Source organism: Vibrio sp. SG41-7 (genome assembly GCF_014164465.1).
In the GTDB taxonomy this organism is placed as follows: Bacteria; Pseudomonadota; Gammaproteobacteria; order Enterobacterales; family Vibrionaceae; genus Vibrio; species Vibrio splendidus.
The window spans coordinates 1-24,535 of record NZ_JACJFF010000024.1 but is presented as its reverse complement, the minus strand read 5'-3'; the positions used below and the strand labels follow the sequence as shown (position 1 = coordinate 24,535).

The 24,535-nt window shown below is 44.6% G+C and carries 18 protein-coding genes; 10 read left to right on the top strand and 8 right to left on the bottom strand.

Annotated elements, in window-relative coordinates; genetic code table 11:
* Nucleotides 1–95: 95 nt before the first annotated feature.
* A complete protein-coding gene (tatC, locus tag H5300_RS08985) occupies nt 96–851 on the top strand; it encodes a twin-arginine translocase subunit TatC (protein WP_004735567.1) in 756 nt (251 codons plus the stop codon).
* Nucleotides 852–1,215: 364 nt separating this feature from the next.
* Here tatC and H5300_RS08980 read toward each other — a convergent pair whose 3' ends face one another.
* The gene (locus H5300_RS08980) at nt 1,216–1,977 is read right to left on the bottom strand and encodes a TatD family hydrolase (RefSeq protein ID WP_182795807.1); all 762 of its coding nucleotides are present in this window, start codon (nt 1,975–1,977) and stop codon (nt 1,216–1,218) included.
* A gap of 207 nt (nt 1,978–2,184) precedes the next feature.
* Between H5300_RS08980 and hemB the strand changes: the two genes are divergently transcribed.
* From hemB to polA, 3 genes are all read left to right on the top strand, one after another.
* Nucleotides 2,185–3,228, top strand: coding sequence for a porphobilinogen synthase (gene hemB / locus H5300_RS08975; RefSeq protein WP_004735569.1), 1,044 nt, complete (start codon nt 2,185–2,187; stop codon nt 3,226–3,228).
* Nucleotides 3,229–3,306: 78 nt separating this feature from the next.
* The gene (locus H5300_RS08970) at nt 3,307–3,741 is read left to right on the top strand and encodes a GNAT family N-acetyltransferase (RefSeq protein WP_017079344.1); all 435 of its coding nucleotides are present in this window, start codon (nt 3,307–3,309) and stop codon (nt 3,739–3,741) included.
* A 678-nt stretch (nt 3,742–4,419) separates the two neighbouring features.
* Complete coding sequence (gene polA, locus H5300_RS08965; RefSeq protein WP_108100381.1) at nt 4,420–7,233, top strand: DNA polymerase I; 2,814 nt, start codon at nt 4,420–4,422, stop codon at nt 7,231–7,233.
* 507 nt (nt 7,234–7,740) lie between these two features.
* On the opposite strand, the gene H5300_RS08960 is transcribed toward polA, so the two are convergent.
* Together H5300_RS08960 and yihA are read right to left on the bottom strand one after the other, a co-directional pair.
* On the bottom strand, nt 7,741–8,340 hold the full coding sequence (locus tag H5300_RS08960) for a GTP-binding protein (protein ID WP_182795806.1): 600 nt from the start codon (nt 8,338–8,340) through the stop codon (nt 7,741–7,743).
* A 230-nt stretch (nt 8,341–8,570) separates the two neighbouring features.
* Nucleotides 8,571–9,230 (bottom strand): ribosome biogenesis GTP-binding protein YihA/YsxC, encoded by a 660-nt coding sequence (gene yihA / locus H5300_RS08955; protein WP_004735573.1) that lies wholly within the window; start codon nt 9,228–9,230, stop codon nt 8,571–8,573.
* A 148-nt stretch (nt 9,231–9,378) separates the two neighbouring features.
* On the opposite strand from yihA, the gene H5300_RS08950 reads away from it, so the two are divergent.
* The 5 genes from H5300_RS08950 to hemN all read left to right on the top strand — a co-directional run bounded on the left by H5300_RS08950 (nt 9,379) and on the right by hemN (nt 13,982).
* Nucleotides 9,379–9,996, top strand: coding sequence for a cytochrome c (locus H5300_RS08950; RefSeq protein ID WP_004735574.1), 618 nt, complete (start codon nt 9,379–9,381; stop codon nt 9,994–9,996).
* 557 nt (nt 9,997–10,553) lie between these two features.
* Nucleotides 10,554–11,192, top strand: a complete 639-nt coding sequence (locus H5300_RS08945; protein WP_182795805.1) for a class I SAM-dependent methyltransferase — start codon at nt 10,554–10,556, stop codon at nt 11,190–11,192.
* The gene (yihI, locus tag H5300_RS08940; protein ID WP_004735577.1) at nt 11,192–11,749 is read left to right on the top strand and encodes a Der GTPase-activating protein YihI; all 558 of its coding nucleotides are present in this window, start codon (nt 11,192–11,194) and stop codon (nt 11,747–11,749) included. The genes H5300_RS08945 and yihI overlap by 1 nt, the downstream gene beginning before the upstream one ends.
* A gap of 6 nt (nt 11,750–11,755) precedes the next feature.
* Entirely contained in the window at nt 11,756–12,244 is a 489-nt protein-coding gene (locus H5300_RS08935; protein ID WP_017079341.1) for a DUF2489 domain-containing protein, read from the top strand.
* A gap of 346 nt (nt 12,245–12,590) precedes the next feature.
* On the top strand, nt 12,591–13,982 hold the full coding sequence (gene hemN / locus H5300_RS08930) for an oxygen-independent coproporphyrinogen III oxidase (RefSeq protein WP_004735579.1): 1,392 nt from the start codon (nt 12,591–12,593) through the stop codon (nt 13,980–13,982).
* A 91-nt stretch (nt 13,983–14,073) separates the two neighbouring features.
* Here the strand turns inward: hemN and H5300_RS08925 are convergent, their stop codons facing one another.
* The 5 genes from H5300_RS08925 to glnA form a co-directional block, all read right to left on the bottom strand.
* Nucleotides 14,074–16,692, bottom strand: coding sequence for an EAL domain-containing protein (locus H5300_RS08925; RefSeq protein WP_182795804.1), 2,619 nt, complete (start codon nt 16,690–16,692; stop codon nt 14,074–14,076).
* 108 nt (nt 16,693–16,800) lie between these two features.
* Nucleotides 16,801–18,204, bottom strand: a complete 1,404-nt coding sequence (gene glnG / locus H5300_RS08920) for a nitrogen regulation protein NR(I) (RefSeq protein ID WP_004735581.1) — start codon at nt 18,202–18,204, stop codon at nt 16,801–16,803.
* 122 nt (nt 18,205–18,326) lie between these two features.
* Nucleotides 18,327–19,403: a nitrogen regulation protein NR(II) gene (gene glnL, locus H5300_RS08915; protein WP_017079339.1), complete on the bottom strand. Its 1,077-nt coding sequence runs from the start codon at nt 19,401–19,403 to the stop codon at nt 18,327–18,329.
* 168 nt (nt 19,404–19,571) lie between these two features.
* Complete coding sequence (locus H5300_RS08910) at nt 19,572–20,141, bottom strand: DUF4124 domain-containing protein (RefSeq protein WP_004735583.1); 570 nt, start codon at nt 20,139–20,141, stop codon at nt 19,572–19,574.
* A 226-nt stretch (nt 20,142–20,367) separates the two neighbouring features.
* The gene (glnA, locus tag H5300_RS08905; RefSeq protein ID WP_004735585.1) at nt 20,368–21,777 is read right to left on the bottom strand and encodes a glutamate--ammonia ligase; all 1,410 of its coding nucleotides are present in this window, start codon (nt 21,775–21,777) and stop codon (nt 20,368–20,370) included.
* A 564-nt stretch (nt 21,778–22,341) separates the two neighbouring features.
* On the opposite strand from glnA, the gene typA reads away from it, so the two are divergent.
* Nucleotides 22,342–24,174, top strand: coding sequence for a translational GTPase TypA (typA, locus tag H5300_RS08900; protein WP_102503099.1), 1,833 nt, complete (start codon nt 22,342–22,344; stop codon nt 24,172–24,174).
* Nucleotides 24,175–24,535: the final 361 nt, after the last annotated feature.

The window sequence follows — 24,535 nt, the reverse complement described above, 5'->3', positions numbered from 1 at the left end:
CAGCTATTTAAGTAAATAACTATTCAAGTGGATACCAATTCAACTGGATAGATACACGCGGCTCCTTTTCGATCTTCCTGTTTAAGAGGTTTGACATGTCTTCGACTGAGCAGACACAGCCTTTAATTAGCCATCTTCTAGAACTGCGTAATCGCCTATTGCGCGCGATTGTTGCTGTTCTGGTGGTGTTTGTTGGGCTAATTTATTTCGCTAATGATATTTATGAGTTCGTCTCTGCACCTTTGGTAGATCGCTTACCTGAAGGCGCGACGATGATCGCAACTGATGTAGCGTCACCATTTTTCACACCCTTAAAACTGACCTTGATCGCGTCTATATTCCTCGCGGTTCCGTTTATTTTGTATCAGGTGTGGGCTTTTGTCGCTCCGGGCTTATACAAGCATGAGAAGCGCTTGATCATGCCGTTATTGGCTTCAAGCTCATTGCTGTTTTACTGTGGTGTGGCGTTCGCTTACTTCATTGTATTCCCGTTGGTATTTGGCTTTTTTACCGCCATATCATTAGGGGGAGTAGAGTTCGCAACCGACATATCGAGTTATCTTGATTTTGTACTCGCGCTGTTCTTTGCCTTTGGTATCGCTTTTGAAGTGCCAGTTGCCATTATCTTGTTATGTTGGACGGGTGCAACGACACCTAAAGAACTGGCAGAGAAGCGCCCTTACATTGTTGTCGGTGCGTTTATTGTCGGCATGATGCTAACGCCGCCTGATATGATTTCGCAGACACTGTTGGCGATTCCAATGTGTATTCTGTTTGAGATTGGTCTGTTCTTCGCGCGTTTCTATGTGCGTAAACCAGATGCGGATGAAGAGGAAGAAGCGGAGTCTTAATTCGCAGATGCCATGTTCGCTGATGCTATATTTGCAGATGCTATAAAAGCCGTAGTCATTACGGGTGAGCATGATCGTTAGAGTTCTTCAGTAACAATCACATAATAAAAAAGCGGCCCTAGGCCGCTTTTTTATTATGTCTGTTTATCGAATCTTTAACTGATAACCACAGTTCTGACATATATAGAGCTCTTTGATGCCCCAAATTTTATGCCATAGAGTTCGATGTTGACGTTGTAAGTGTTGTGAGTGATCACACATAATCAACTACCTCCATATGCAGGCGGTTGATAGTATACATATCACCTAGTTTTCTCAAATGAATTGAGGATAAATCCGTAATATTTACTTATTAATAGATTTGTCATAGATTAAACAATGATTTAGCATTGATGGTGGTTATATTTTCGACTTCTTCAAGGGTAATTCCGCGTAATTCAGCGATGCGTTTTGCCACCAGTTCGGTGTACGCGGGCTCGTTGCGTTTACCGCGATTCGGTGTTGGTGCTAAGTATGGGCAATCTGTCTCTAGGATGACGTAATTCATATCAAGATGTGGAATCACCTTATCCATCCCCGAGTTCTTAAAGGTCGATACGCCGCCTAAACCTAAATGAAAGCCTAGCTCGTTGATCGCTTGAGCTTCCTCTAAGCTACTGCCAAAACAGTGGAATACCCCGCGTAAGCTGCCATCTTGTTCTTTACGAAGTAGGTCAAGTGTCTCTTCAATGGAATCACGAGTGTGGATCACCACAGGTAGATCAAGCTCTTTTGCCCACTGCAGTTGAGTCACAAACGCCATCTCTTGTTCAGCCTTGAAGGTTTTATCCCAGTACAAGTCGATACCAATCTCACCCACGGCGATAAAGTCATGTTTATCAAACCAAGCTCGAATGGTTTTGAGGGTTTGCTCGATATTCGCATCCACATAACAAGGGTGTAAGCCCATCATTGAACGACACACCTCAGGAAACTGAGCTTCCGTCGCGAGCATTGGCTCGATAGATTCTAAATCGATGTTCGGCAGCAGAATGGTATCAATACCTTGAGCAAGCGCGCGTTGCACGACTTGTTCGCGGTCTTCATCGAATTCGCTCGCGTAAATATGGGCATGGGTGTCGATCATTGTTGTGTCCTGAAAGCGGTCTTTTCTGAGTTGTCATGAGTATACGGCAGTGTGAGGAGAAGGTCATTTTTTGCCATTTATCCCTGTTTTTGAGTGGGTTTTATATTTTACTGTTAGCGTCCTGAGCCATCAGTGATATGCTTTTGCCTGTATTTAGCACTTTCATATCTGAGCATTTTGGTGCTTAGACTAGGCAAGGAGAATCTAGTGTCTGTTTCAATTCAAGGTCAATTCCCAGGTCGTCGTATGCGCCGTATGCGTAAGCACGACTTTAGCCGTCGCCTAATGGCAGAAAATCAATTGTCTGTGGATGATCTCATCTACCCAATGTTTATTCTTATGGGTAAAGAGCGTCGTGAACCTGTCGAGTCAATGCCAGGTGTTGAACGCCTGTCTATCGATCTTATGCTTGAGGAAGCGGATTACCTGTCAAAATTGGGTGTTCCTGCGATTGCTCTGTTTCCGGTAGTGAACCAAGATGCTAAAAGTTTATGCGCGGCTGAAGCTCATAACTCAGAAGGTTTGGTACAACGAGCAGTACGCTTACTCAAAGAGCACGTGCCAAATATGGGTGTGATTACTGACGTAGCACTGGATCCGTTCACTACTCATGGTCAAGACGGCATCATCGATGAAGATGGTTACGTGATGAATGACGAGACGACTGAAGTCTTAATCAAGCAGGCACTATCACACGCTGAAGCGGGTGCTGATGTAGTTGCACCGTCAGACATGATGGATGGCCGTATTGGTAAAATCCGTGAAGCGTTAGAAGAAGCTGGCTACATTCATACTCAAATCATGGCGTACTCTGCAAAATATGCATCGTGCTACTACGGCCCATTCCGTGATGCAGTTGGCAGTGCTTCGAACCTGAAAGGTGGTAACAAGAAGAACTACCAGATGGATCCAGCCAACAGCGATGAAGCGATTCATGAAGTCGCGATGGATCTTAATGAAGGTGCGGACATGGTGATGGTGAAACCAGGCATGCCTTACCTTGATATTGTTCGTCGTGTTAAGCACGAACTGCAAGCGCCTACGTTTGCTTACCAAGTATCTGGTGAATACGCGATGCACAAAGCGGCGATTCAAAACGGCTGGCTGAAAGAGCGCGAAACCGTAATGGAATCACTGTTGTGTTTTAAGCGTGCTGGCGCTGATGGCATCCTGACGTATTTCGCTAAAGATGTCGCAGAGTGGCTTGCTGAAGATAACGCACAAGCTGCTGAGCACTTGCAAGGCAAGTAAGTACGATCAAGCAAACCATATGATCACCAAAGGGTTGGCCGTTGTGCCAGCCCTTTTGTTTTATGAGGATGAAACAAGATGTCTGTCATTGTGCGTGAAGGCTCATTAGAAGAGGTTGTTTCTGTTGTTGAACAGATTACCGAGTTCGCCAAAAAAGAGAGTGTAGCGTCTTTATCGGAGCGATTAGCGGGTAAAACAAGCCTGATCCTCGTTGCTGAAGAGGCGGGAGTGTTACTGGGTTTTAAGATCGGTTATGAATTGGATGAAAACACGTTTTACAGCTGGTTTGGGGGCGTGTTACCGATCGCAAGGAATAAAGGTGTTGCACAGGCGCAATTAGATATTCAAGAACAGTGGGTGAAGCAACAGGGCTACCAACAGCTGAAAGTGAAATCTCGTAACCTGTTTCCCGCGATGCTGCGTCTGTTATTGAAAAACGGTTACCTAATCGAAAAATTAGAAGAAAAAGAAGACATTAATGCCCATAGAATTCATTTTCTGAAGCAAATTTGAGCACTGTGGCTAACGGTTTATAAATTAAATGAGATTTATTATCATTTAAGTGTTGACTATTAAATGAGAATCATTATTATTAACTTCGTCTTAGGGAATGAGGAAATGTTCACAAGGATGTTAAGTACTCAAGTATTTACTTGGTTACCCAACAGAATTCTCGCGAACTTGTACTAAGTTCTTTTTGACACGACATTGCTCACATTGCTTCCAGTGTAATTTATAGCTTTTAGGTAAAGCTGTGGTATTCAATTTGAATGGCTTTACCGGTTTTTGCTAGGCGACATCTTCGGGTGTCGCTTTTTTTATACCTCCATTTCAACAAGATGCATATTTAGTGGCACGTTTTTTTATGAATAAAACGCCATCAGCATTCTTTTCCACAATGCAAGATCGAGAAAAGATCGTTGATCATATGTTCGATCTGTAATTTTATCCTTTATTTTCAATGGTTTATTTGCGTTTTTTTGGTGGTTTACCTTAGTTCTCAACAGGGTGGGTAAATAATATAAACAGAGTTATCCACAGAACGCTTGTGTCTAAGAACAAAAAATAACAACAAATCGATTATTACGAACACAACCGAGTGAACGGATACAGATCGACAACGTAGAATCCAACCAACAGACGTGGCATTCTTAACAGATAATTTCTGTACTTACTGGATTCACAAACATTATGGCTCGTATTCCTGATAATCCATTGATTCTGATCGATGGCTCTTCTTACCTATATCGCGCGTTCCATGCTTATCCTGGCACCATGAGCAATGGTGATATCCCAACGAATGCTGTTTATGGTGTGGTTAACATGCTACGCAGCATGATGCGTCAATTTGCTTCTGATCGTATTGCGGTTATTTTTGATGCGAAAGGGAAAACGTTCCGTGATGATATGTACCCAGAGTACAAAGCAAACCGCCCACCTATGCCTGACGATCTTCGTTGCCAGATAGAACCATTGCACAATGTGATTCGTGCGATGGGTTTGCCACTTATCTCTATTCCTGGCGTTGAAGCAGATGACGTGATTGGTACGTTGGCTTCTCAAGCTTCTGCGATGGGTATGCCTGTGCTTATCAGTACCGGTGATAAAGATATGGCGCAGCTGGTCGATGACAACGTTACTCTGATCAACACCATGACCAACGTGGTGATGGATCGTGAAGGTGTTATTGAGAAGTTTGGCATTCCGCCTGAGCTTATTATCGATTATCTCGCGTTAATGGGCGATAAAGTGGATAACATTCCGGGCATTCCAGGTGTTGGCGATAAGACTGCGACGGCATTGCTGCAAGGTATCGGTAGTATCGAAAAGTTGTATCAAAATCTTGATGATATTGCGGCGCTTGGTTTCCGTGGTTCGAAAACCATGGCTAAGAAGCTGGCTGATAATAAAGACAATGCTGATATGTCTTACCAGCTTGCGACGATTAAGTTAGATGTTGAACTTGAAGAGACACCAGAGTCACTCGTCAAAGCACAGCCAAATATCGACGAGCTGATCAAACTATACGGCCAACTGGTTTTCAAATCTTGGTTGAACGAGCTGCTTGAAGGTGGCAGTGGTGTGGTTGAGGCGGATGAAAGATCTGCAGCAACGGGATCTGGTGCGGTACGCAGCAGTGCTTCTGCAGCAACGTCTACCGTGGAGATGAATACGTCTGCCGTGACAATTGATCGCAGTAACTACGAAACGATTCTAGATGAAGCGTCATTCAATGTTTGGCTAGAAAAGCTTAAAGCAGCTGAATTGTTTGCTTTCGATACTGAAACAGACAGCTTAGATTACATGGTCGCGAACCTCGTTGGCTTGTCATTCGCAACCGAAGAAGGCGTTGCCGCTTACGTGCCGGTTGCTCATGATTACCTAGATGCACCGCAGCAACTGGACCGAGATTGGGTACTTGAACAGCTTAAGCCGATTCTTGAAGATGATACTCAAGCAAAAGTGGGTCAAAACCTGAAGTACGATATGAGTGTGCTAGCGCGCTACGGTATCGAGATGAAGGGCATCAAACACGACACTATGTTGGCTTCTTACGTTTTCAATAGCGTAGGTGGCAAGCACGACATGGACAGCCTAGCGCTACGCTTCCTACAGCATAGCTGCATCTCATTTGAGCAAATCGCAGGTAAAGGTAAGAAACAACTTACTTTCAACCAGATTGAGCTGGGTGAAGCGTCTCCATACGCTGCAGAAGATGCTGACGTGACACTACGTCTGCATAACCGCCTGATGGAAAACATCGAGCAAGATGAAAAGCTTAAAACCATCTATGAAGAAATCGAAGTACCACTGATTCCTGTGATGTCTCGCATTGAGCGTACTGGCGTATTCATCGATGACATGCTGCTAGGGGCTCAATCACAAGAGATTGCGGTTCGTCTGGATGAGTTAGAGCAGAAAGCTTACGAGATTGCAGAGCAAGAGTTCAACATGAACTCGCCAAAACAGCTGCAAGCGATCCTGTTTGAAAAAATGGGTCTACCGGTTATCAAGAAAACGCCATCAGGTGCGCCTTCAACTAACGAAGAAGTGTTGCAAGAGCTGGCCCTTGATTACCCGTTGCCTAAGCTGATCATTGAGTATCGTGGTCTTGCGAAGCTTAAGTCGACGTACACAGATAAACTACCGAAGATGATCAACGCTGAAACGGGTCGCGTTCATACTTCTTACCACCAAGCGGTAACGGCAACCGGTCGTTTGTCTTCGACGGATCCAAACCTACAAAATATCCCAATTCGTAATGAAGAGGGTCGTCGTATTCGCCAAGCATTCGTTGCACAACATGGTTGGAAGATCCTAGCGGTCGATTACTCTCAAATTGAATTGCGTATCATGGCGCACCTATCGGGTGATAAAGCGCTGCTGGAAGCGTTCCAACAAGGCAAAGATATTCACGCGGCAACGGCTGCTGAGATTATCGGCGTGGCTATTGATCAAGTTACCACTGAACAGCGTCGTCGTGCTAAAGCCGTTAACTTCGGCCTTATTTACGGCATGAGTGCCTTTGGCTTGGCTAAGCAACTGGGTATTCCTCGTGGTGAAGCACAGCACTACATGGACACTTACTTTGAACGCTACCCTGGTGTAATGCAGTACATGGAAGACACACGCAGCGCGGCTTCAGAGCAAGGCTTCGTTGAAACCATTTACGGTCGTCGTTTGCACCTGCCTGAAATTCAATCTCGTAATGGCATGCGTCGTAAAGCCGCTGAGCGTGCGGCGATCAATGCGCCAATGCAAGGTACGGCGGCAGACATTATCAAGAAAGCGATGTTGTTAGTGGATGAGTGGATTCAAGCCGAAGGCGATGGTCGTGTGAAGCTATTGATGCAAGTACACGATGAATTGGTATTTGAAGTTCAAGAGTCAGCTTTAGCCGAAATTGAAAGTAAAGTACAACAATTGATGGAGTCAGCCGCTGATCTAGAAGTACCGTTAGTCGCGGAAGCAGGCCACGGTGACAACTGGGATCAAGCCCACTAATCAGTTTTTGACCTTATTGAGTGAATTAGTATGAGCCAGTGCACAAACACTGGCTTTTTTTTGTCTCGAATAAAGTTGAGCCGTAAGAAGAATTTAAGTGTTTTAATAAAACATTCATGAAAAAAAACTACAAAAATTGTTTTAATTTCTGAGCAATTGTTGTACATTAAATCTTGTAGGGTACAGAGGTAAGATGTTCTATCTTTCAGACCTTTTGTTTCACGTTATTGGATTAGGCTGATTCAGCCGCCCCAGTCAGTATTTGACTGGGGCGTTTTTTCTTGTGCGAAAGAAAAATATTTCTAACCTACTATTACTCCCGTAAACCCGCCCTTTTTAGTGTCTTTTCTTACGCTTTCTCAAGCACAGTGATAAACACCTGATTTGCCTTAGATCTGGAACTCGATCAGCATTTGGTAATTTAAATCCGTCTCTAATTTAATTGTTTTATCATTTAAAATAACTTTTATTTTACAAGTTGCCGAGAAAGGATTGATCGCTTACACCTTATTTATCAGTGTATTGAGTGGGTGAATGCTCAATGAAATCCATGATTTCTTGTTGTTTCTCAGTACTGTATTTCAGCGCTTCGGCGGTGATCTGGATGGATTGCGCCATAGAAGAGATATTGTTGGTCGCTTTCACTAAGGTTTGCTGCATGGGTTTTAGGATAAGCAGGTAGATGGCAGTCAAAGCGATGACAATGACAGCGATAACGGCTGCTAACGCAATGATGATCTTGGTCTGAATATCATCCAACAGCATTTGACTGGTCTTTTTAAAGGCGAGTCGAGATTGGTCTAAGGCTTGTGGGAGTTGATTGAGTGATGTCTTGGTAGAGCTCGCAAGCTTGTTGATGCTTTCAACGGTTTGGTTCAGAGCTTGTTGTTGGTCTTCACTAAGGTTGGGGTTGTTGACGATCGCCTGCAAAGATTGTGATATCACCTCAAGAGACTCACTCGCATCTTGAGCGTACTTTTCCATACCATCCAAGTCTAAGGTCATATCAACATTGATCATTGGGGCTTGTTCTTGTTCTGCTTCAGAGGCGAACCCTGTCAATGAGACCAGCATTAGTGCAATGATGGCCAACGGTGTTTTCCACATGAGTATTCCTTTCTCATTGTTCTGTTTATTTAGATGTGTCTTTTAGTATGGTTCACTTCTCTCGTTTCTAACTGATTAATCTTGTCTTTAATTCTCAAGACTTAGGTTTAACTCACTAATTTTTGGGCAAAAAAATACCCCACCTATATAAGGAAGGGTATTAATAAGGCTAAATCACTTGCTGTAAGTGCTTTAACTTCTAATTATAGATAAAGCTATAGATAGAAGAACTACTCTGAGTCGTTGTGCTCTTCGTCCGCTAGCTCATCAATGATTTGATCAGCAAACACTGGGGCAAACCACTCATCCATCTTGGCACGCAGTTGATCAACGCCGATACCCTTCATTGAAGAGAAGACATCAACCGCAACATCACCACCGAAAGATTTCGCATCATTACGGATTTTCAGTAGCTGTGCTTTACGCGCACCACTTTTCAGTTTGTCTGCTTTTGTTAACAAAACTTGTACTGGGATGCGGCTATCGATAGCCCAGTAGATCATTTGTTGGTCAAGGTCTTTCATTGGGTGACGGATATCCATCAATACCACTAAACCTTTCAGGCTTTCACGTCGTTGTAGGTATTCGCCTAGCGACTTCTGCCATTTTTTCTTCATCTCAAGCGGAACTTGAGCAAAGCCATATCCTGGTAAATCGACGATATGACAACCGTCCGTTACCTTAAATAGGTTAATTAGCTGAGTTCGACCGGGTGTTTTACTGGTTTTCGCCAAGCCTTTTTGGTTTGTAACGCGATTTAGCGCGCTAGATTTACCAGCATTGGAGCGTCCTGCAAACGCAATTTCGATCCCTTCGTCTTCTGGTAAATGACGAATATCAGGTGCACTGGTAATGAAATGCGTGTTTTGATAATGAATTTTTACGCTCACTGTTAACTCCATCTCGACTTTGTGTAGTCGATTGATTACTTTTTTGTGAATTTGTGTAAAATAACCGTGCTCGGCATAAGGTCGCCTATTGTACCATGAGTGGCAACATAGAGTGGTACTGGAAGCTTGATAATTATAATGGAATGTCATGAAGAAATTAGCGCTAATTTTGAGTCTTTTAGCCAGCTGCTCAGTATGGGCTCAAGGTAGTATTGAAGCTGGTAAAGCCAAATCACAAACATGTGTTGCCTGCCACGGTGCTGACGGCAACAGTCTGATCACTCAGTACCCTAAGCTGGCTGGTCAACATGAGAAGTACCTAGAGAAGCAGTTAAAAGAGCTTAAGCTCGGTATGACTAGTGGTGGTAAGCAAGGTCGTAATGAACCTGTAATGGGTGCAATGGCGATGTCTTTATCTGAAGAAGATATGGCTGACCTAGCGGCGTACTACGCATCGCTACCTATCTCTAGTAACTCTACTCCTGAGAACGTAGTAGATGAAGGTAAGGTTCTTTACACCGCGGGTAACGCAGAACGCGGCGTAACGGCGTGTATTGCTTGTCACGGTCCACGTGGTAACGGTACCGAACTTTCTGGTTTCCCTAAGATTTCAGGCCAGCACGCAGATTACATCAAGGCTCAACTTGAGAAATTCCGCGATGGTAGCCGTAATAACGACATGAATGCGATGATGCGTGATGTAGCTAAAAAGTTAACAGACGCAGATATTGATACCTTATCGAAGTACGTTGGTGGTTTACACTAATATGTCGGTTTCTTGCTCTTAGCCAGAGTAAAGAAATGTACGCTCGAGCGAGATTGAAGAGACGCCCCGATCAGTAATGGTCGGGGCGTTTTCTTTTGTATTGGTTTTATTAATATGTTTTGCGCTGATGTCTGATTTATCAATGTGTGATCGATTTGTGTACAAAAGTGTGAGCTTGAACTCTTGTAGTCTTTTTGTAACACGGTAAAGTAACGGCCATCAGCTAGGAGCTGACTTAGATACGGATGGTCATCTAGTCTAACGGTATAGACAGAAACGGATCAGGCTAGGACAGCCCAGCAACAAGGTGTTAGAAAAGGATAGCCAAAACTCATCAGGACGATGAACAACAAACAAATTTGGCATGGAAAGCACCAATAACAAATGGAGATTTGTGTACCAAGTTGAGTATGCAAATTTTGGCCGATATAGGCAGATTTAGAGAGCGATAGGTTTTCCTATCGCTTTTTTTATTGATTTGATGAAAAAACACCCAATACCTCTCCACTATAAACTCAGTTTCTGGTATGTTTCGCATCCCTGTTTAAGGATGTGCTATGTATACTTGTCCCTTATGCCATCACCAAGGCGTGAATCACTATTTTGAAGACAAACGCAGAGCCTATCTGCAATGTCAGCAATGTGAACTGGTATTTGTTAAACCTGAACAAAGGTTAGAAGCAAAAGAAGAGAAAGCACACTATGATCTCCATGAGAACGATCCTAGTGATGCAGGCTATCGCCGTTTTCTATCTCGCATCGCGGATCCACTAACAGACAACATTTCATCTAACTCACACGGGTTGGATTTTGGTTGTGGCCCAGGCCCTACGCTATCTATTATGTTAGAAGAAGCCGGACACACCATGGAGTTGTACGATATCTATTACCACCCAGAAGCTTCTGTGTTGGAAAAAACGTATGACTTTATGACTGCCACGGAGGTGATAGAGCATCTTTATCACCCAGACAAAGTGTGGCAGCAATGGTTGAATTTAGTTAAACCCAAGGGCTGGATTGGTCTTATGACTAAACTAGTAATAGACGTAGACGCGTTTGCTGGTTGGCACTACAAGAATGACCCGACACATGTCGTCTTCTTTAGTCGTCAAACATTCCAGTTTTTGGCAGAGCGGGATAAGCTCGAACTAGAATTTTTTGGAAATGATGTAATTTTACTGAGGAAAGTGCAGTAATGGGTCGTAGTAAGAAATCAAGAAAACCGGGAGCACTTGGCGCTCCGGAACCTATGGTTACTCGTAACCGTAGTGAATCTGATGTTGAAGGTCGTGAACGTAAGCGTGTTAAAAAGCGTAAAGGCCTTAAGTCGGGCAGCCGTCACTCAGATGGTAGCGAAGCAAAACAGCGTAAAGCTGCACTAGCTCGCGACCCTCGTTTAGGCAGCAAGAAAAAAATCCCGCTGATTGTTGAACCAGCGAAGAAGTCGACGAAACAAGAGCGCAAGCTATCTAACGAACAAGAGTTAGAGATGCTTGAGAATGATGCTCAATTGAACACATTGCTAGATCGTATCGAAAATGGTGAAAACCTAGGTGCTGGTCTGCAGAAGTTTGTTGATGAGAAACTTGATCGTATCGAACACCTAATGGGCCGCTTAGGTCTGCTAGAACCAGAAGACGATGAAGAAGAGATCTTCGAAGAAGCACCGGTTGCATCTAAGAAGAAAGCAAGCTCTGACGAAGACTTGCTATCTCAATTCGAAGATTTCGACTTAGACAGCTTTAAAGGTTAATAGCCAATGAACGTAACCTTATTAGCAATTGCTGGTGGAATTATCATTCTCGGCTTGGGCTCTTACGCAGGTTACCTTCTACTTCAAGTGAAGAAGCAGACGGAGTTGCAAAAGCAGCATCAAGCACTTGCCATTGAAAAACGTAACGCGACGATTTACGAAAACGTAAATACTTTGTGCTTAGCGGGTATTCAAGGCCAGTGTGACTTACCTGAGATTAGTATCCGAGTGTGTATCATTATGGATAACGTTCAGGGTGATGAGCGTGTCGATTTTGATTCTGAGTATCCTGCTCTTTCTGAGCTGTACCATATCGTAAAAGATATGGCTCGCGGAGACGGAAGGCAGGAACTGACGAAGAAAGAGCGCATGCAGCAGAATCTCACACGCCATAAGGCGGAGACTCGCTTGAATGATGCGGTCATTGAAGATTTGAAAAGGTTGCAGGAGAAGGTTAAGCCTCTCAATAACCAAATCAACATTCAGATGATCTAGTCACTAAGACTTTTAAATATAGAGGCTTGTTTAACATTCAGTTTTAAGACGCGCTGCTTTTAATACCTATACATTTAAGACTTTTTGTCCTAAATGCATCTTGTTTTTAAGTCGCCTTGTCTTTTAATAGACGATGTTAAATGAGCCTTCTTACCTTTTGCGTCTCGTTAATCCCGACGCTTTGTTAGTGATCAAGCTAGCAGTTCTGAGTTTTTGTCTGAAAAATTGATTTTGTCTTGGAACGACCTTACTGGTCGTGTGGCAAAATAACCCGTCTATATTTTAATGTATGTAAAATGATTTGAGAGACCTTAGGTTCTCGCAGATCTAAATTGGAATTACCGCTATGTCGAGCAAGCCAGTAACAACGAATCAGCAAATCGTTTGGGATCAAGAGATCTTAAACAAGTACAACTATTCGGGACCTCGTTACACTTCATATCCAACAGCGTTGGAGTTTCATGAAGCGTTTACCGTCGCTGATTACGACATGGCGTGTACTCAGTACCCTGAGCGTCCACTCTCTCTTTACGTGCATATCCCGTTCTGTCATAAGCTTTGTTACTACTGTGGTTGTAATAAAGTCATTACTCGTCACTCGCATAAAGCGGATGAGTACTTAGATGTGATTGAACATGAAATCCGCCAGCGCGCCTCTTTGTTGAATGGCCGTGAAGTGACGCAATTGCACTTCGGTGGTGGTACGCCAACGTTCTTGACCAAAACACAAATTACTCGCTTGATGATGATTCTGCGTGAGGAATTTAACTTCACAGCTGACGCTGAAATCAGTATTGAAGTTGATCCGCGTGAGATTGAGCTAGACGTACTTGACCACCTGCGTAACGAAGGCTTCAACCGCCTGAGCATTGGTGTGCAAGACTTCAATAAAGAAGTGCAGAAACTGGTTAACCGTGAGCAAGATGAAGAGTTCATCATTGCGATGGTTAAACGTGCGAAAGAGCTAGGCTTCCGTTCAACCAACCTTGATTTGATCTATGGCTTACCAAAGCAGACTCAAGCTTTGTTTGCGGAAACATTGAAGCAAGTGTTAGAAATGAAACCGGGTCGTTTATCGGTATTTAACTACGCACACATGCCGCAACTGTTTGCCGCGCAGCGTAAGATTAAAGATGAAGACTTACCTGAGCCAAAAGAGAAAATGGCAATTCTACAAGATACCATTGAAACTTTAACGGGCGCGGGCTACCAGTTCATTGGTATGGATCACTTTGCTTTACCAGAAGACGAGCTAGCAGTAGCACAGCGTGAAGGTATTCTGCATCGTAACTTCCAAGGCTACACGACCCAAGGTGAAGCTGACCTAATTGGTTTCGGTGTTTCTGCTATCTCAATGGTCGGTGATGCTTACGCTCAAAACCAGAAAGAGCTGAAGAAGTACTACGCTCAAGTGAATGACTTGCGCCACGCGCTTTGGAAAGGTGTTGCTCTAGACAGTGACGACCTTCTACGTCGTGAAGTGATCAAACAGCTTATCTGTAACTTTAAGCTTGATAAAACCATGATCGAATCTGAGTTCTCGGTTAACTTTAATCGTTACTTCAAAGAAGATTTAGGGCTACTGCAAACCTTCATCAACGATGAGTTGGTTGAAGTCGACGACAAAGAAATCCGCGTGACTTTGCGTGGCCGTTTGCTGATTCGTAACATCTGTATGTGTTTCGATAAATACCTACGTGCTAAGGCTCGCCAACAGCAGTTCTCTCGTGTGATTTAATCGTTCGATTGAGAATAAAAACATAAAAAATGCCAGCATCATGCTGGCATTTTTGTATCTGTGTCTTGCTAACGGAAGACTTTCTACCTGACTAGGTGACACCCTTTTTGGTGCTTTGTTTACTTTTGGTAATTTGTTTGGCTTCGTTATTCGGTTGAGCGTTGGTATTCTTTTGAACATTGATGAGATCGGTTGGCCACTGATCAAACGGAACTGGACGACTGTATAAGAACCCTTGAGCCAGTGGGCATTTTAGTTGCTTGAGGAGTTCTGCCTGTTGCTGTGTTTCAACGCCTTCTGCCACTAAGCTCACTTTGAAACCTTTGGTGATGTTAACGATGGCCGCGACGATCGAGCTGTCTAGGTTCTCTTTTTCGAGCTTGCTGACGAAGCTACGATCGATCTTCAGGCAATCAAATGGCAGTTTGTGTAAATAAGCCAGTGACGAATAGCCGGTACCAAAGTCATCAATTGCTATCGAGATGCCTAATGCTTTTAGCGTCAGCATGTTATCGATGATGGCTGGGTCATTGTCGACGATGCGTGACTCAGTGATCTCAAGTGTTAGGTTGCTTGCTGGTAGCTTGGTGTCACGTAGCGTGCCTTTTACTTGTTCAACAAAGCCACTTTCACTCAGTTGATCGACCGACAGATTGATGTGAATAGAGAAGTCCTTGCTCCATTTTCCTGACTCAATCGCGATGGCAGTATCTCGACACGACTTATGTAGAATTTGCTTGCCGATATCGTAAATCAGCCCGCTCTCTTCAGCGAGAGGAATGAATTCAAGTGGTGAAATTACGCCTTCATCGGCTATCCAGCGTGCTAGAGCTTCAGCCCCAATGGTCGAGCCAGATTCCAGATCAATAATAGGTTGATAAAACGGTTCGAACTGTTGAAGTTCAATCGCTCGGTTCATCCGCGCCAGCATCTTAGTGCGATGTCTTGATGCTTTACCCATCTCCGGGCTGTAAATGCTGACACTAGCTTTGTCTTGTTTTGCGTTGCTCAAAGCAATGCTACTACTACGCAGCAATAGCGCAATGTCGTGGACGTTAGATACACCGACGACGCCCATCGATACCTTAATGACGACACTTTCTGATTCCATTGAAAATGGGGAAGCAAAGGTTTGAAGCAGGCGATTCGTCAGTAGTTGAGCTTCCTCGCTTTGGATGACGTTCGGGGCGTAAATGGCGAATTCATCACCGCCAGTGCGAGCTAATAGGTACTCGGATGGCAATGTGCCTCTTAAACGAGCGGCCGCAATGATAAGCAATTGGTCACCATTGTAATGACCAAGGCTGTCATTGATGTCTCGGAAGCGATCAATACCCACTAAATAAAGTGTGCCTTTTTCGTTTGCTGGGCTTTTCTTGGCAGCGTCGATAAAGCCTTCGCGGCTGTATAGTTTGGTTAATGAGTCATAGGTAAGCTGAGACTGTAATGCTTGAAAGGAAGCCTTTAAGTTGTTGGCCATTTCATTGAATGACTCCACCAACATGCTGGTTTCATAGATATGCCCTGTCTTTGGCATACTTGTGTCCCAATCGCCTTTAGCAAGACGCTTTGCCGCATCCGCTGTTGAGGTGATGGGTTGGGTTACGCGATTAAAGGCAATTAACCCAGCAATGACACCAATGCAACTCAGCGCTAGCCCGAGCAACCAACTGTTTCTTTGGTTTTCAGGTAGTTCACCGAGTAGGTTGCTTTCAGGGATCGACATACCAATAAACCAAGTGATACCGTGCTCATCTTCATAAGGGGTGATCTGGTTGAAGTATCGTTCGTTGTCTAGGCGAAAGCTAAAGCGCTGCACGCCCAAATTATCGATTAGGTGAAATTGGTCTACGTAGCTCGCACTTTCACGTATTACCGGGTTAGCACTCTCTGATGCCAGTAAGCGTTGGCCCTTATTGGTTTTCCCTGTTCCCCAAGAGACCACGCTGCCTCCGCCCGAGTGAGCGACCAAGCGTTGCTGCTTATCAATGATATAAACAGAGGCATCCGTTTTATCTTTGAGTTCTTTGAGAAATGCATTGAAGGTATTGATCTTAATGTCGCTAACGACGACGGCTTTGAATTCGTTGTCATCATAGATAGGAGCGAGGGCAGATAAGGTGATCTCTTGGCGTTCATCTGCATTGGCATAAATTGGCGACCATACAGCCTTTTTTTGCGTCGCAACGGGTGTGTACCAAGGGCGGACTCTCGGGTCGTAACCTGAAATCACAGATCGAATGTCTTCGCTGATCTTGCTGCCACGGTAAATGACCAGCTGATCGCTAGTACGCTCGTCTTGTACCATCAAGGTATAGCCGTTGTTAGCTTCTTTACGAAAACCGACATAGTTACCATGTTCAGAACCAAAGCCGATCACATCGAGTTGAGGGATAGCAGTGAAATGGTCTGAAAACGTATAAAGAATGTAGTCTTGGACCTTGCTAAGGTTTCCCGCTTGGTAAAGGTGGTGGTAGCCGATGTTATGGCTGAGCGAGAGGTTCGCGTGAAATGGCTTTTCTAAAAAGTTGGACAGGCTTTGATGAACATGGTCAGTAAGTGATGTTAGTTGGCGTGCACTAACATCACTCACCATCTCTTTGTAGCTTTGCTTTTGAGTGAAAACCATTACGCTCATAGTGAACAGAAAAATCATCACGAATGGCAGAACCACAGCAGTTCTCAAGGTAATTTGTGTTTTCAAAGACATCTTTAGCTACAAATTTAGTGGATGGCATACTTTAATTGTACCGACACTATTCAAACCAAGCGACCTTTTTTGGTTAAAAAAGTAGCTGCATCGAGAGTCATATAAGGTCTAGTACAGTTCTTTTAGTTTACGAGTTAGGGTGTTTCTTCCCCAACCTAAAACCTTGGCTGCATCCTGTTTATGACCATTGGTATGGTTGAGTGCAGCCTCTAGCAGTATACGTTCAAACTCTGGCAGCGCATAAGTTAGTAGCTCTTTTTCTCCTGAATCAAGCGCACATTTTGCCCAATTAGCGAGCAGTTGTTGCCAGTTGTCTCCAGTCCCTGAGGTCGTTACCACTTTTTCTTCCAACAGTTCTGGAGGCAAGTCTGAAGGGAGTATTTCACTGCCGCTCGCCATGACTGTGAGCCAACGACAGATGTTCTCAAGCTGACGTACGTTACCCGGCCAATTTAGCTGATTGAGCTTCATGATGGTCTCAGAGTGCAGAGTCTTCACTTCTACACCAAGCTCTTCAGCGGCGGATGCTAGGAAGTGGTGAGTCAGCTTTTCAATGTCCTGTTTACGTTCGCGCAGTGCCGGAATATGGATTCGGATAACGTTCAGTCGATGGAAAAGGTCTTCACGAAAACCACCATCATGCACCAAGCGCTCAAGATCTTGGTGGGTTGCTGCAACGATACGAACATCAACCTTAACCGCAGAATGCCCACCGACGCGATAAAATTGACCATCAGAAAGCACGCGCAGTAGCCGAGTCTGAATATCGAGTGGCATATCGCCTATTTCATCAAGAAACAGAGTACCGCCGTTGGCTTGCTCAAAGCGTCCTTGGCGAACACTGTTAGCGCCAGTAAAAGCGCCTTTCTCGTGGCCAAACAGCTCTGATTCGATCAAGTCTTTAGGGATTGCCGCCATGTTTAACGCAATGAATGGCTTTTTAGCTCTTGGGCTGTGGCGATGCAGCGCGTGCGCGACTAATTCTTTACCAGTCCCCGATTCACCATTAATAAGAACCGAAATGGATGAACGAGACAAACGGCCAATAGCTCGGAAAACTTCCTGCATTGCCGGTGCTTCACCGATGATTTCTGGTGCGTTGGTGTCTTCGGCTACTTCGCTGGCTTGCTCGCGTTTCTGCTCTTGGCTGTGTGCGATGGCTCGTTCTACTAGAGTCAGTGTCTCATCAATATCGAACGGCTTTGGTAGATATTCAAAGGCGCCTTTTTGATAAGCATTCACCGCCGCATCGAGGTCTGAGTGCGCGGTCATAATGATCACTGGCAGGTCGGGAGAGCGCTGGTGAACTTGGTGTAACAGCTCAATCCCGTCAATGCCAGGCATGCGAATGTCGGACACCAAAACGTCTGGTGTTTCGCGCTCAAGAGCAAGCAATACGCTCTCAGCATCAGCAAATGTTTCGCACTTTATATCCGCAGATGACAGTGTTTTTTCTACGACCCAGCGTATAGAACTGTCGTCATCGACGACCCAAACGTATCCCTTACTCATAATTCAATTCCTTTGCAGCCAAATCTATTGTGATAATCATTGTTGTTTTTATGATGTCTTTAATCTTTGTGTTACTGAGTTAAGCCTTTCGTCTCGCTGTCCAATCGCGAGGTTCTGTTGACCTAAATGGGTAGGTAAATCGTGAATGTGGTGTTACCCGGCCAGCTCTCAACATCAATTTTTCCATTGTGCTGATCGATCAGGTTTTGAGAAATCGATAGTCCTAGCCCTGTACCACCCTCTCGTCCGCTGACCATTGGGTAAAACAGCGTGTCTTTTAAATCATCGGGGATGCCCGGACCGTTATCGCTGATCTCAATGCGCGCTGCGAGTTTGTGTCGCTGCCCATGAATATTGGCTTGATGCACCGTTCTGGTGCGAATGGTGATTTTCCCTGATTCTTGGGCCTTTAAAATCTGCGCCGCGTTACTCACGATATTGAGCATCGCCTGTTCAACTTGTGCTGAATCCATCAGAATGTCCGGTAAGCTCGGGTCGTAATCCCGTTCGATGGCGAGCGTTGAACCCGACTCGAGTTCTACGAGCTGCCTGACTTTCTCAAGTATCTGGTGTAGGTTCTCTTCTGACTTAGTCCCCGGCTTCTGAGGGCCAAGCAGGCGATCGACTAACGCTCTTAGGCGGTCGGCTTGCTCAATAATGATCTGCGTATATTCATTAAGAGACTGATCAGGAAGCATTTTACCAAGTAACTGCGCCGCACCTCTTAAGCCACCGAGTGGGTTCTTAATCTCATGTGCTAACCCGCGCACCAACAGCTTAGCTGCTTGTTGTTGTGCGTGTTGGTTGAGCTCTTGGCTGAGGCGTCTTTGCTGGTCTATCTTGCGCATCTCTACCAATAAAAGCGTTTCACGTTGCCAAGAGATTGGGCTAACCGTGACTTCAAGCATCAGTGGGCGGTTATCAACAACGAAGGTAACGTCACTGTCGGTAATGCTCTGGCCACTTTGTAGCGGTTGCGTCAGAAGCGCCAAATCCAGTGAGGCATGTTGAATAAGTTGGCTCAGTGGATGATCGACGATGCGTCGCGCGCTTTGTGAAAAGAGTTGTTCAGCCGCCGGGTTGGCGTATCGGACATACAGTTGTTCATCGAGCATCAATGTTGAGGTCACCATATTGTCGAGAATGGCGCTGGAAAGATGATGTGTATCTATGCTGTCGCTTTTGGCTGATCGATTCACTATTTCGTCCTTGAACTGGTGTTTTTCTCATTGCACCAAATTGGTGCGTAGCTAAGTTCAAGTATGGCGCATATCAACCAGAAGCTAAAGATAATTCATTAGAGTCGCTGAAAGCTGCTTCGATTAGGTGAAAAGTAGAGGTAATTCAGTCTCTTTTAACACATTGGCCTACTTGAGCGTCGCTCGATGTAAATACACGGTGACTGGACTAGTAGATGCAATAAGCTTGCCGCTTCTATGTGCTTGAATTGCAATGGTGTGAGTACCTCGATCGATACCTTTCAGTTCCCAATTCGGTTGGGTTTGTGGTGCGCCATAACGACGACCATCGAGCATCAATTGCAACTGTTCTCCAATACCAAGTTTGCGGCTAAGTTCTATTTGAACAGGGATTAAGCCACGGTTGCTACGGATGGTTTGGTCATGAACGGGAGTCAGCATGGTGAGGGCTAGTTGAGCTGGTGCCTCACGTTTCGTGCTTTCTGTTTTCCCCTGAGCCTGAGCTGGCGTTGCCGTTTTAGTTGTAGATGAAGCTGCAGCATCAACGGGCGTCGAGGCTTCAAATTTAGGAGCCGGCGCTGATGCTTGCACATCCGGTAGGCGAAGAGATTTGGCATCTTGGTCGGTAGGGGTATCACTAAAGTGGAGAACACCATCCTCATCCACCCAGGTATACACCGTTTGAGCAGAGCACGAGATCGCGACTGTTAACCCGATCAGGAACAGTATATTTTTCATATCTTTAGCCTCTTTTCACCGCTAGGTGATTTCACGTTTGGCGTTGGTTTTGTTATTGATTTTATTGTATTTATAGCAGCAGCCTCTGAGGGCTTTTGTCTAAGGTATGGTACGAGGAAGCTGGGGGAGGGAGAATATAAAAAAGGCCCGCCTGCGAGGCGAGCCTAATATTTAGTCAGCGATTCTTACAAGGTTGCAGTAAGAAATGGCTTATCTCTACAGGAGATTAAACTGAGTAGTACAGTTCAAACTCAAGTGGGTGTGTTGCCATGTTCACGCGTTGTACGTCGTCAGATTTCAGTGTGATGTAAGAATCAATGAAATCGTCAGAGAATACGCCGCCAGCTGTTAGGAACTCACGATCGTCGTCTAGTGCTTTAAGCGCTACTTCTAGAGATTCAGCAACGGTTGGGATTTCAGCCGCTTCTTCTGCTGGAAGGTCGTATAGATCTTTATCCATAGCTTCGCCTGGGTGGATCTTGTTCTTGATACCGTCAAGGCCAGCCATCAGCATTGCTGAGTAACATAGGTATGGGTTCGCTGCTGGGTCACCAAAACGTAGCTCGATACGACGTGCTTTCGGGCTTGGTACTACTGGGATACGGATAGAAGCAGAACGGTTACGTGCTGAGTAAGCAAGCATTACCGGAGCTTCAAAACCAGGTACAAGACGCTTGTACGAGTTAGTTGACGGGTTAGCAAATGCGTTGATTGCACGAGCGTGCTTGATTACACCACCGATGTAGTAAAGCGCCATTTCAGATAGGCCGCCGTACTTATCACCAGCAAACAGGTTAACGCCGTCTTTTGCTAGAGATTGGTGAACGTGCATACCAGAACCGTTGTCACCAACTAGTGGCTTAGGCATGAATGTCGCTGTTTTACCAAATGCGTGAGCAACGTTGTGTACAACGTACTTGTAGATTTGAGTCTCATCCGCTTTTGTTGTTAGCGTGTTGAAGCGAGTTGCGATTTCGTTTTGACCCGCAGTTGCTACTTCGTGGTGGTGAGCTTCAACTACTAGGCCCATCTCTTCCATTACTAGACACATTGCTGAACGGATGTCTTGAGATGAATCTACAGGAGCTACTGGGAAGTAACCGCCTTTAACGCCAGGACGGTGACCTTTGTTGCCGCCTTCGATGTCAGAACCTGTGTTCCAAGCTGCTTCTACGTCATCAATCTTGAAGAAAGAACCAGACATGTCGTTTGAGAACTTAACGTCATCAAATAGGAAGAATTCTGGCTCTGGACCAACTAGAACTGTGTCTGCGATACCCGTAGAACGTAGGTATTCTTCAGAACGCTTAGCGATAGAGCGTGGGTCACGGTCGTAGCCTTGCATTGTTGCAGGCTCAAGGATGTCACAACGGATGTTTAGCGTTGCATCTTCTGTGAATGGGTCCAGTACAGCTGAAGCTGCGTCTGGCATCATTACCATGTCAGATTCGTTAATGCCTTTCCAACCAGCTACTGAAGAGCCGTCAAACATTTTACCTTCTTCGAAGAAGTCTGCATCAACTTGGTGAGAAGGAATAGAGATGTGCTGCTCTTTACCTTTTGTATCAGTAAAACGTAAGTCGATAAATTTAACTTCGTTCTCTTGGATCAGGGATAGTACATTTTCTACTGACATCTTGGATAACCTCCAGTGTTATTAATTCGGTATTAGCTCGATTCGGTTGAAACTAGCATTGATTAATGTCTATAAGTGCATTAATCGATGCTGATTTATCTATAGCCAAAAACGTGCCAAAAAAATTATTCCATTAATTTCAATGATTTACTTGTTTTCTTGTTTCGTTCACTTTGGTTTTTGCACCAAAATGATCTCCTAGTGCACCTTGTTGGTGCAAGTGCTTGTCTGTGCACCAATATGAAACATAAGCGAGCACCATTCAGCAATGAATTGCCTAAGTTGTCAATCCACTTTTGTTATTTTGCCGGAGATTTGGCTGTCTATCTTGCGGCTGATGCTTTTTTAGAATCCTACGAATTAGGCTGTTAGATACTGTACTGAATCAAAGTTAAGCGGATATGAATCGCTAATAAAGAAAAAAGCCTTGGTTGAGATCACATATTTCTGGGTTTTTGTCTAAAATCTGGTATATTATTGACCGTTTTTTAAATCAAGCTAGCGGTTATTATCCAAACTTTTGAGATAATTGACGGCTACCTTTTATGAGTGAATCGAGAATCCATGTCTACTCCACAGATTGATAAGTTAAGAAATATCGCGATCATCGCGCACGTTGACCACGGTAAAACGACTTTGGTTGATAAACTACTACAACAGTCAGGCACTCTTGAGTCTCGTGGTGAAGCTGAAGAGCGTGTCATGGATTCGAATGACATCGAAAAAGAGCGTGGCATTACAATCCTTGCTAAGAACACAGCAATTGACTGGAATGATTACCGTATCAACATCGTAGATACCCCTGGACACGCGGACTTCGGTGGTGAAGTTGAACGTATCATGTCTATGGTTGATTCAGTTCTTCTGATCGTTGATGCAGTTGATGGCCCAATGCCTCAAACTCGTTTCGTAACGCAAAAAGCTTTCGCACACGGCCTTAAGCCAATCGTTGTTATCAACAAGATTGACCGTCCTGGTGCTCGTCCTGATTGGGTTATGGACCAAGTATTTGACTTGTTCGACAACCTAGGCGCGACTGATGAGCAACTAGACTTTACTGTTGTTTACGCTTCAGCTCTAAACGGTTGGGCAACAATGGAAGAAGGCGAAGTTGGCACAGACATGGAACCATTGTTCCAAGCTGTTGTTGATACAGTAGAAGCACCTGCAGTTGACCTTGAAGGTCCACTACAAATGCAAGTTTCGCAACTTGATTACAGCTCTTACGTAGGTGTTATCGGTGTTGCTCGTGTTACTCGTGGTTCTGTTAAGCCAAACCAACAAGTAACTATCGTGAATGCTGAAGGCAAAAAACGTAACGGTAAAGTAGGTACTGTACTTGGTTACCTAGGTCTTGAGCGTCACGAAGTAGAACAAGCTAACGCTGGCGACATCATTGCAATCACAGGTCTTGGTGAACTGAAAATTTCAGACACTATCTGTGACGTAAACAATGTTGAAGCAATGGAACCACTGTCTGTTGATGAACCAACAGTAACAATGACTTTCCAAGTAAACACTTCTCCGTTCGCGGGTAAAGAAGGTAAGTTTGTAACTTCACGTAACATCCTTGAGCGTCTTGAAAAAGAATTGGTTCATAACGTTGCACTACGTGTTGAAGAAACTGAAAGTCCAGACCGTTTCCGCGTATCAGGCCGTGGTGAGCTTCACCTTTCTATCCTGATCGAAAACATGCGTCGTGAAGGTTTCGAGCTAGCAGTATCTCGTCCAGAAGTAATCATCAAAGAAGAAGATGGTCAGAAAATGGAACCGTTCGAAACGGTTACTATCGATGTAGTTGAAGAGCACCAAGGTGCGATCATGGAAAGCATCGGTCTACGTAAGGGTGAGCTAACAGATATGGCACCAGATGGTAAAGGCCGTGTTCGCATGGACTTCATGATGCCTTCTCGTGGTCTTATCGGTTTCCAAACTGAATTCCTTACAATGACGTCTGGTTCTGGTCTTATCTACCACTCGTTCGATCACTACGGTCCTTACAAAGGCGGTATCATTGGTCAGCGTAACAACGGTGTTCTAATTTCGAACGCAACGGGTAAAGCATTGACTTACGCATTGTTCTTCCTTCAAGCTCGTGGTCGTCTATTCACAGAGCACGCTGATGAAGTTTATGAAGGTCAAGTAATCGGTATTCACAACCGTTCAAACGACCTGACAGTAAACTGTCTGAAAGGTAAGCAACTAACGAACGTTCGTGCATCTGGTACTGATGAAGCACAAGTTCTTTCTCCACCGATCAAGCACACTCTAGAGCAAGCTCTTGAGTTTATCGATGAAGATGAACTAGTAGAAGTAACGCCACTAAACGTACGTATCCGTAAGAAGCTTCTTACTGAAAACGACCGTAAGCGTGCAGCACGTCCAGCTAAGGCTTAATTGCCAGCTGACTAGCTTCTAGCTATCAAGCAATACGTTTTAGAATAAGTAAGAAAGCCCCGAGTAGCCTAGCTGCTCGGGGCTTTTGTTTTATGTGGTGTTGGAGTAGATACGGGTAAACGAGATGCGAGATACGAAGAGCGTGTTCCATATTTATTTATCGAATCGTCATTCCAGAATTGAGGGACGAGATATCTGGAATCTTTCTTTTACGGCATCCAAGAGATTCCCTATCACGTTCGTTCCTCACTGTAGGGAATAATGAAATGGACCCACCCTTCTAAACGGCGTCGCAATGCGCCAAGATGAATATTAAACACAATCATCTAACTGAGGGTAGGTCCATATGAAAACTATAACG

Bases quoted from the DNA above. Each gene is read 5' to 3' on its own strand.
- H5300_RS08980 (WP_182795807.1), bottom strand. From the start codon at position 1,977: ATGATCGACACCCATGCCCATATTTACGCGAGCGAATTCGATGAAGAC.
- tatC (WP_004735567.1), top strand. From the start codon at position 96: ATGTCTTCGACTGAGCAGACACAGCCTTTAATTAGCCATCTTCTAGAA.
- yihI (WP_004735577.1), top strand. From the start codon at position 11,192: ATGGGTCGTAGTAAGAAATCAAGAAAACCGGGAGCACTTGGCGCTCCG.
- H5300_RS08910 (WP_004735583.1), bottom strand. From the start codon at position 20,141: ATGAAAAATATACTGTTCCTGATCGGGTTAACAGTCGCGATCTCGTGC.
- H5300_RS08935 (WP_017079341.1), top strand. From the start codon at position 11,756: ATGAACGTAACCTTATTAGCAATTGCTGGTGGAATTATCATTCTCGGC.
- H5300_RS08945 (WP_182795805.1), top strand. From the start codon at position 10,554: ATGTATACTTGTCCCTTATGCCATCACCAAGGCGTGAATCACTATTTT.
- H5300_RS08950 (WP_004735574.1), top strand. From the start codon at position 9,379: ATGAAGAAATTAGCGCTAATTTTGAGTCTTTTAGCCAGCTGCTCAGTA.
- hemN (WP_004735579.1), top strand. From the start codon at position 12,591: ATGTCGAGCAAGCCAGTAACAACGAATCAGCAAATCGTTTGGGATCAA.
- polA (WP_108100381.1), top strand. From the start codon at position 4,420: ATGGCTCGTATTCCTGATAATCCATTGATTCTGATCGATGGCTCTTCT.
- typA (WP_102503099.1), top strand. From the start codon at position 22,342: ATGTCTACTCCACAGATTGATAAGTTAAGAAATATCGCGATCATCGCG.
- glnG (WP_004735581.1), bottom strand. From the start codon at position 18,204: ATGAGTAAGGGATACGTTTGGGTCGTCGATGACGACAGTTCTATACGC.
- H5300_RS08970 (WP_017079344.1), top strand. From the start codon at position 3,307: ATGTCTGTCATTGTGCGTGAAGGCTCATTAGAAGAGGTTGTTTCTGTT.
- H5300_RS08925 (WP_182795804.1), bottom strand. From the start codon at position 16,692: ATGTCTTTGAAAACACAAATTACCTTGAGAACTGCTGTGGTTCTGCCA.
- H5300_RS08960 (WP_182795806.1), bottom strand. From the start codon at position 8,340: ATGTGGAAAACACCGTTGGCCATCATTGCACTAATGCTGGTCTCATTG.
- glnA (WP_004735585.1), bottom strand. From the start codon at position 21,777: ATGTCAGTAGAAAATGTACTATCCCTGATCCAAGAGAACGAAGTTAAA.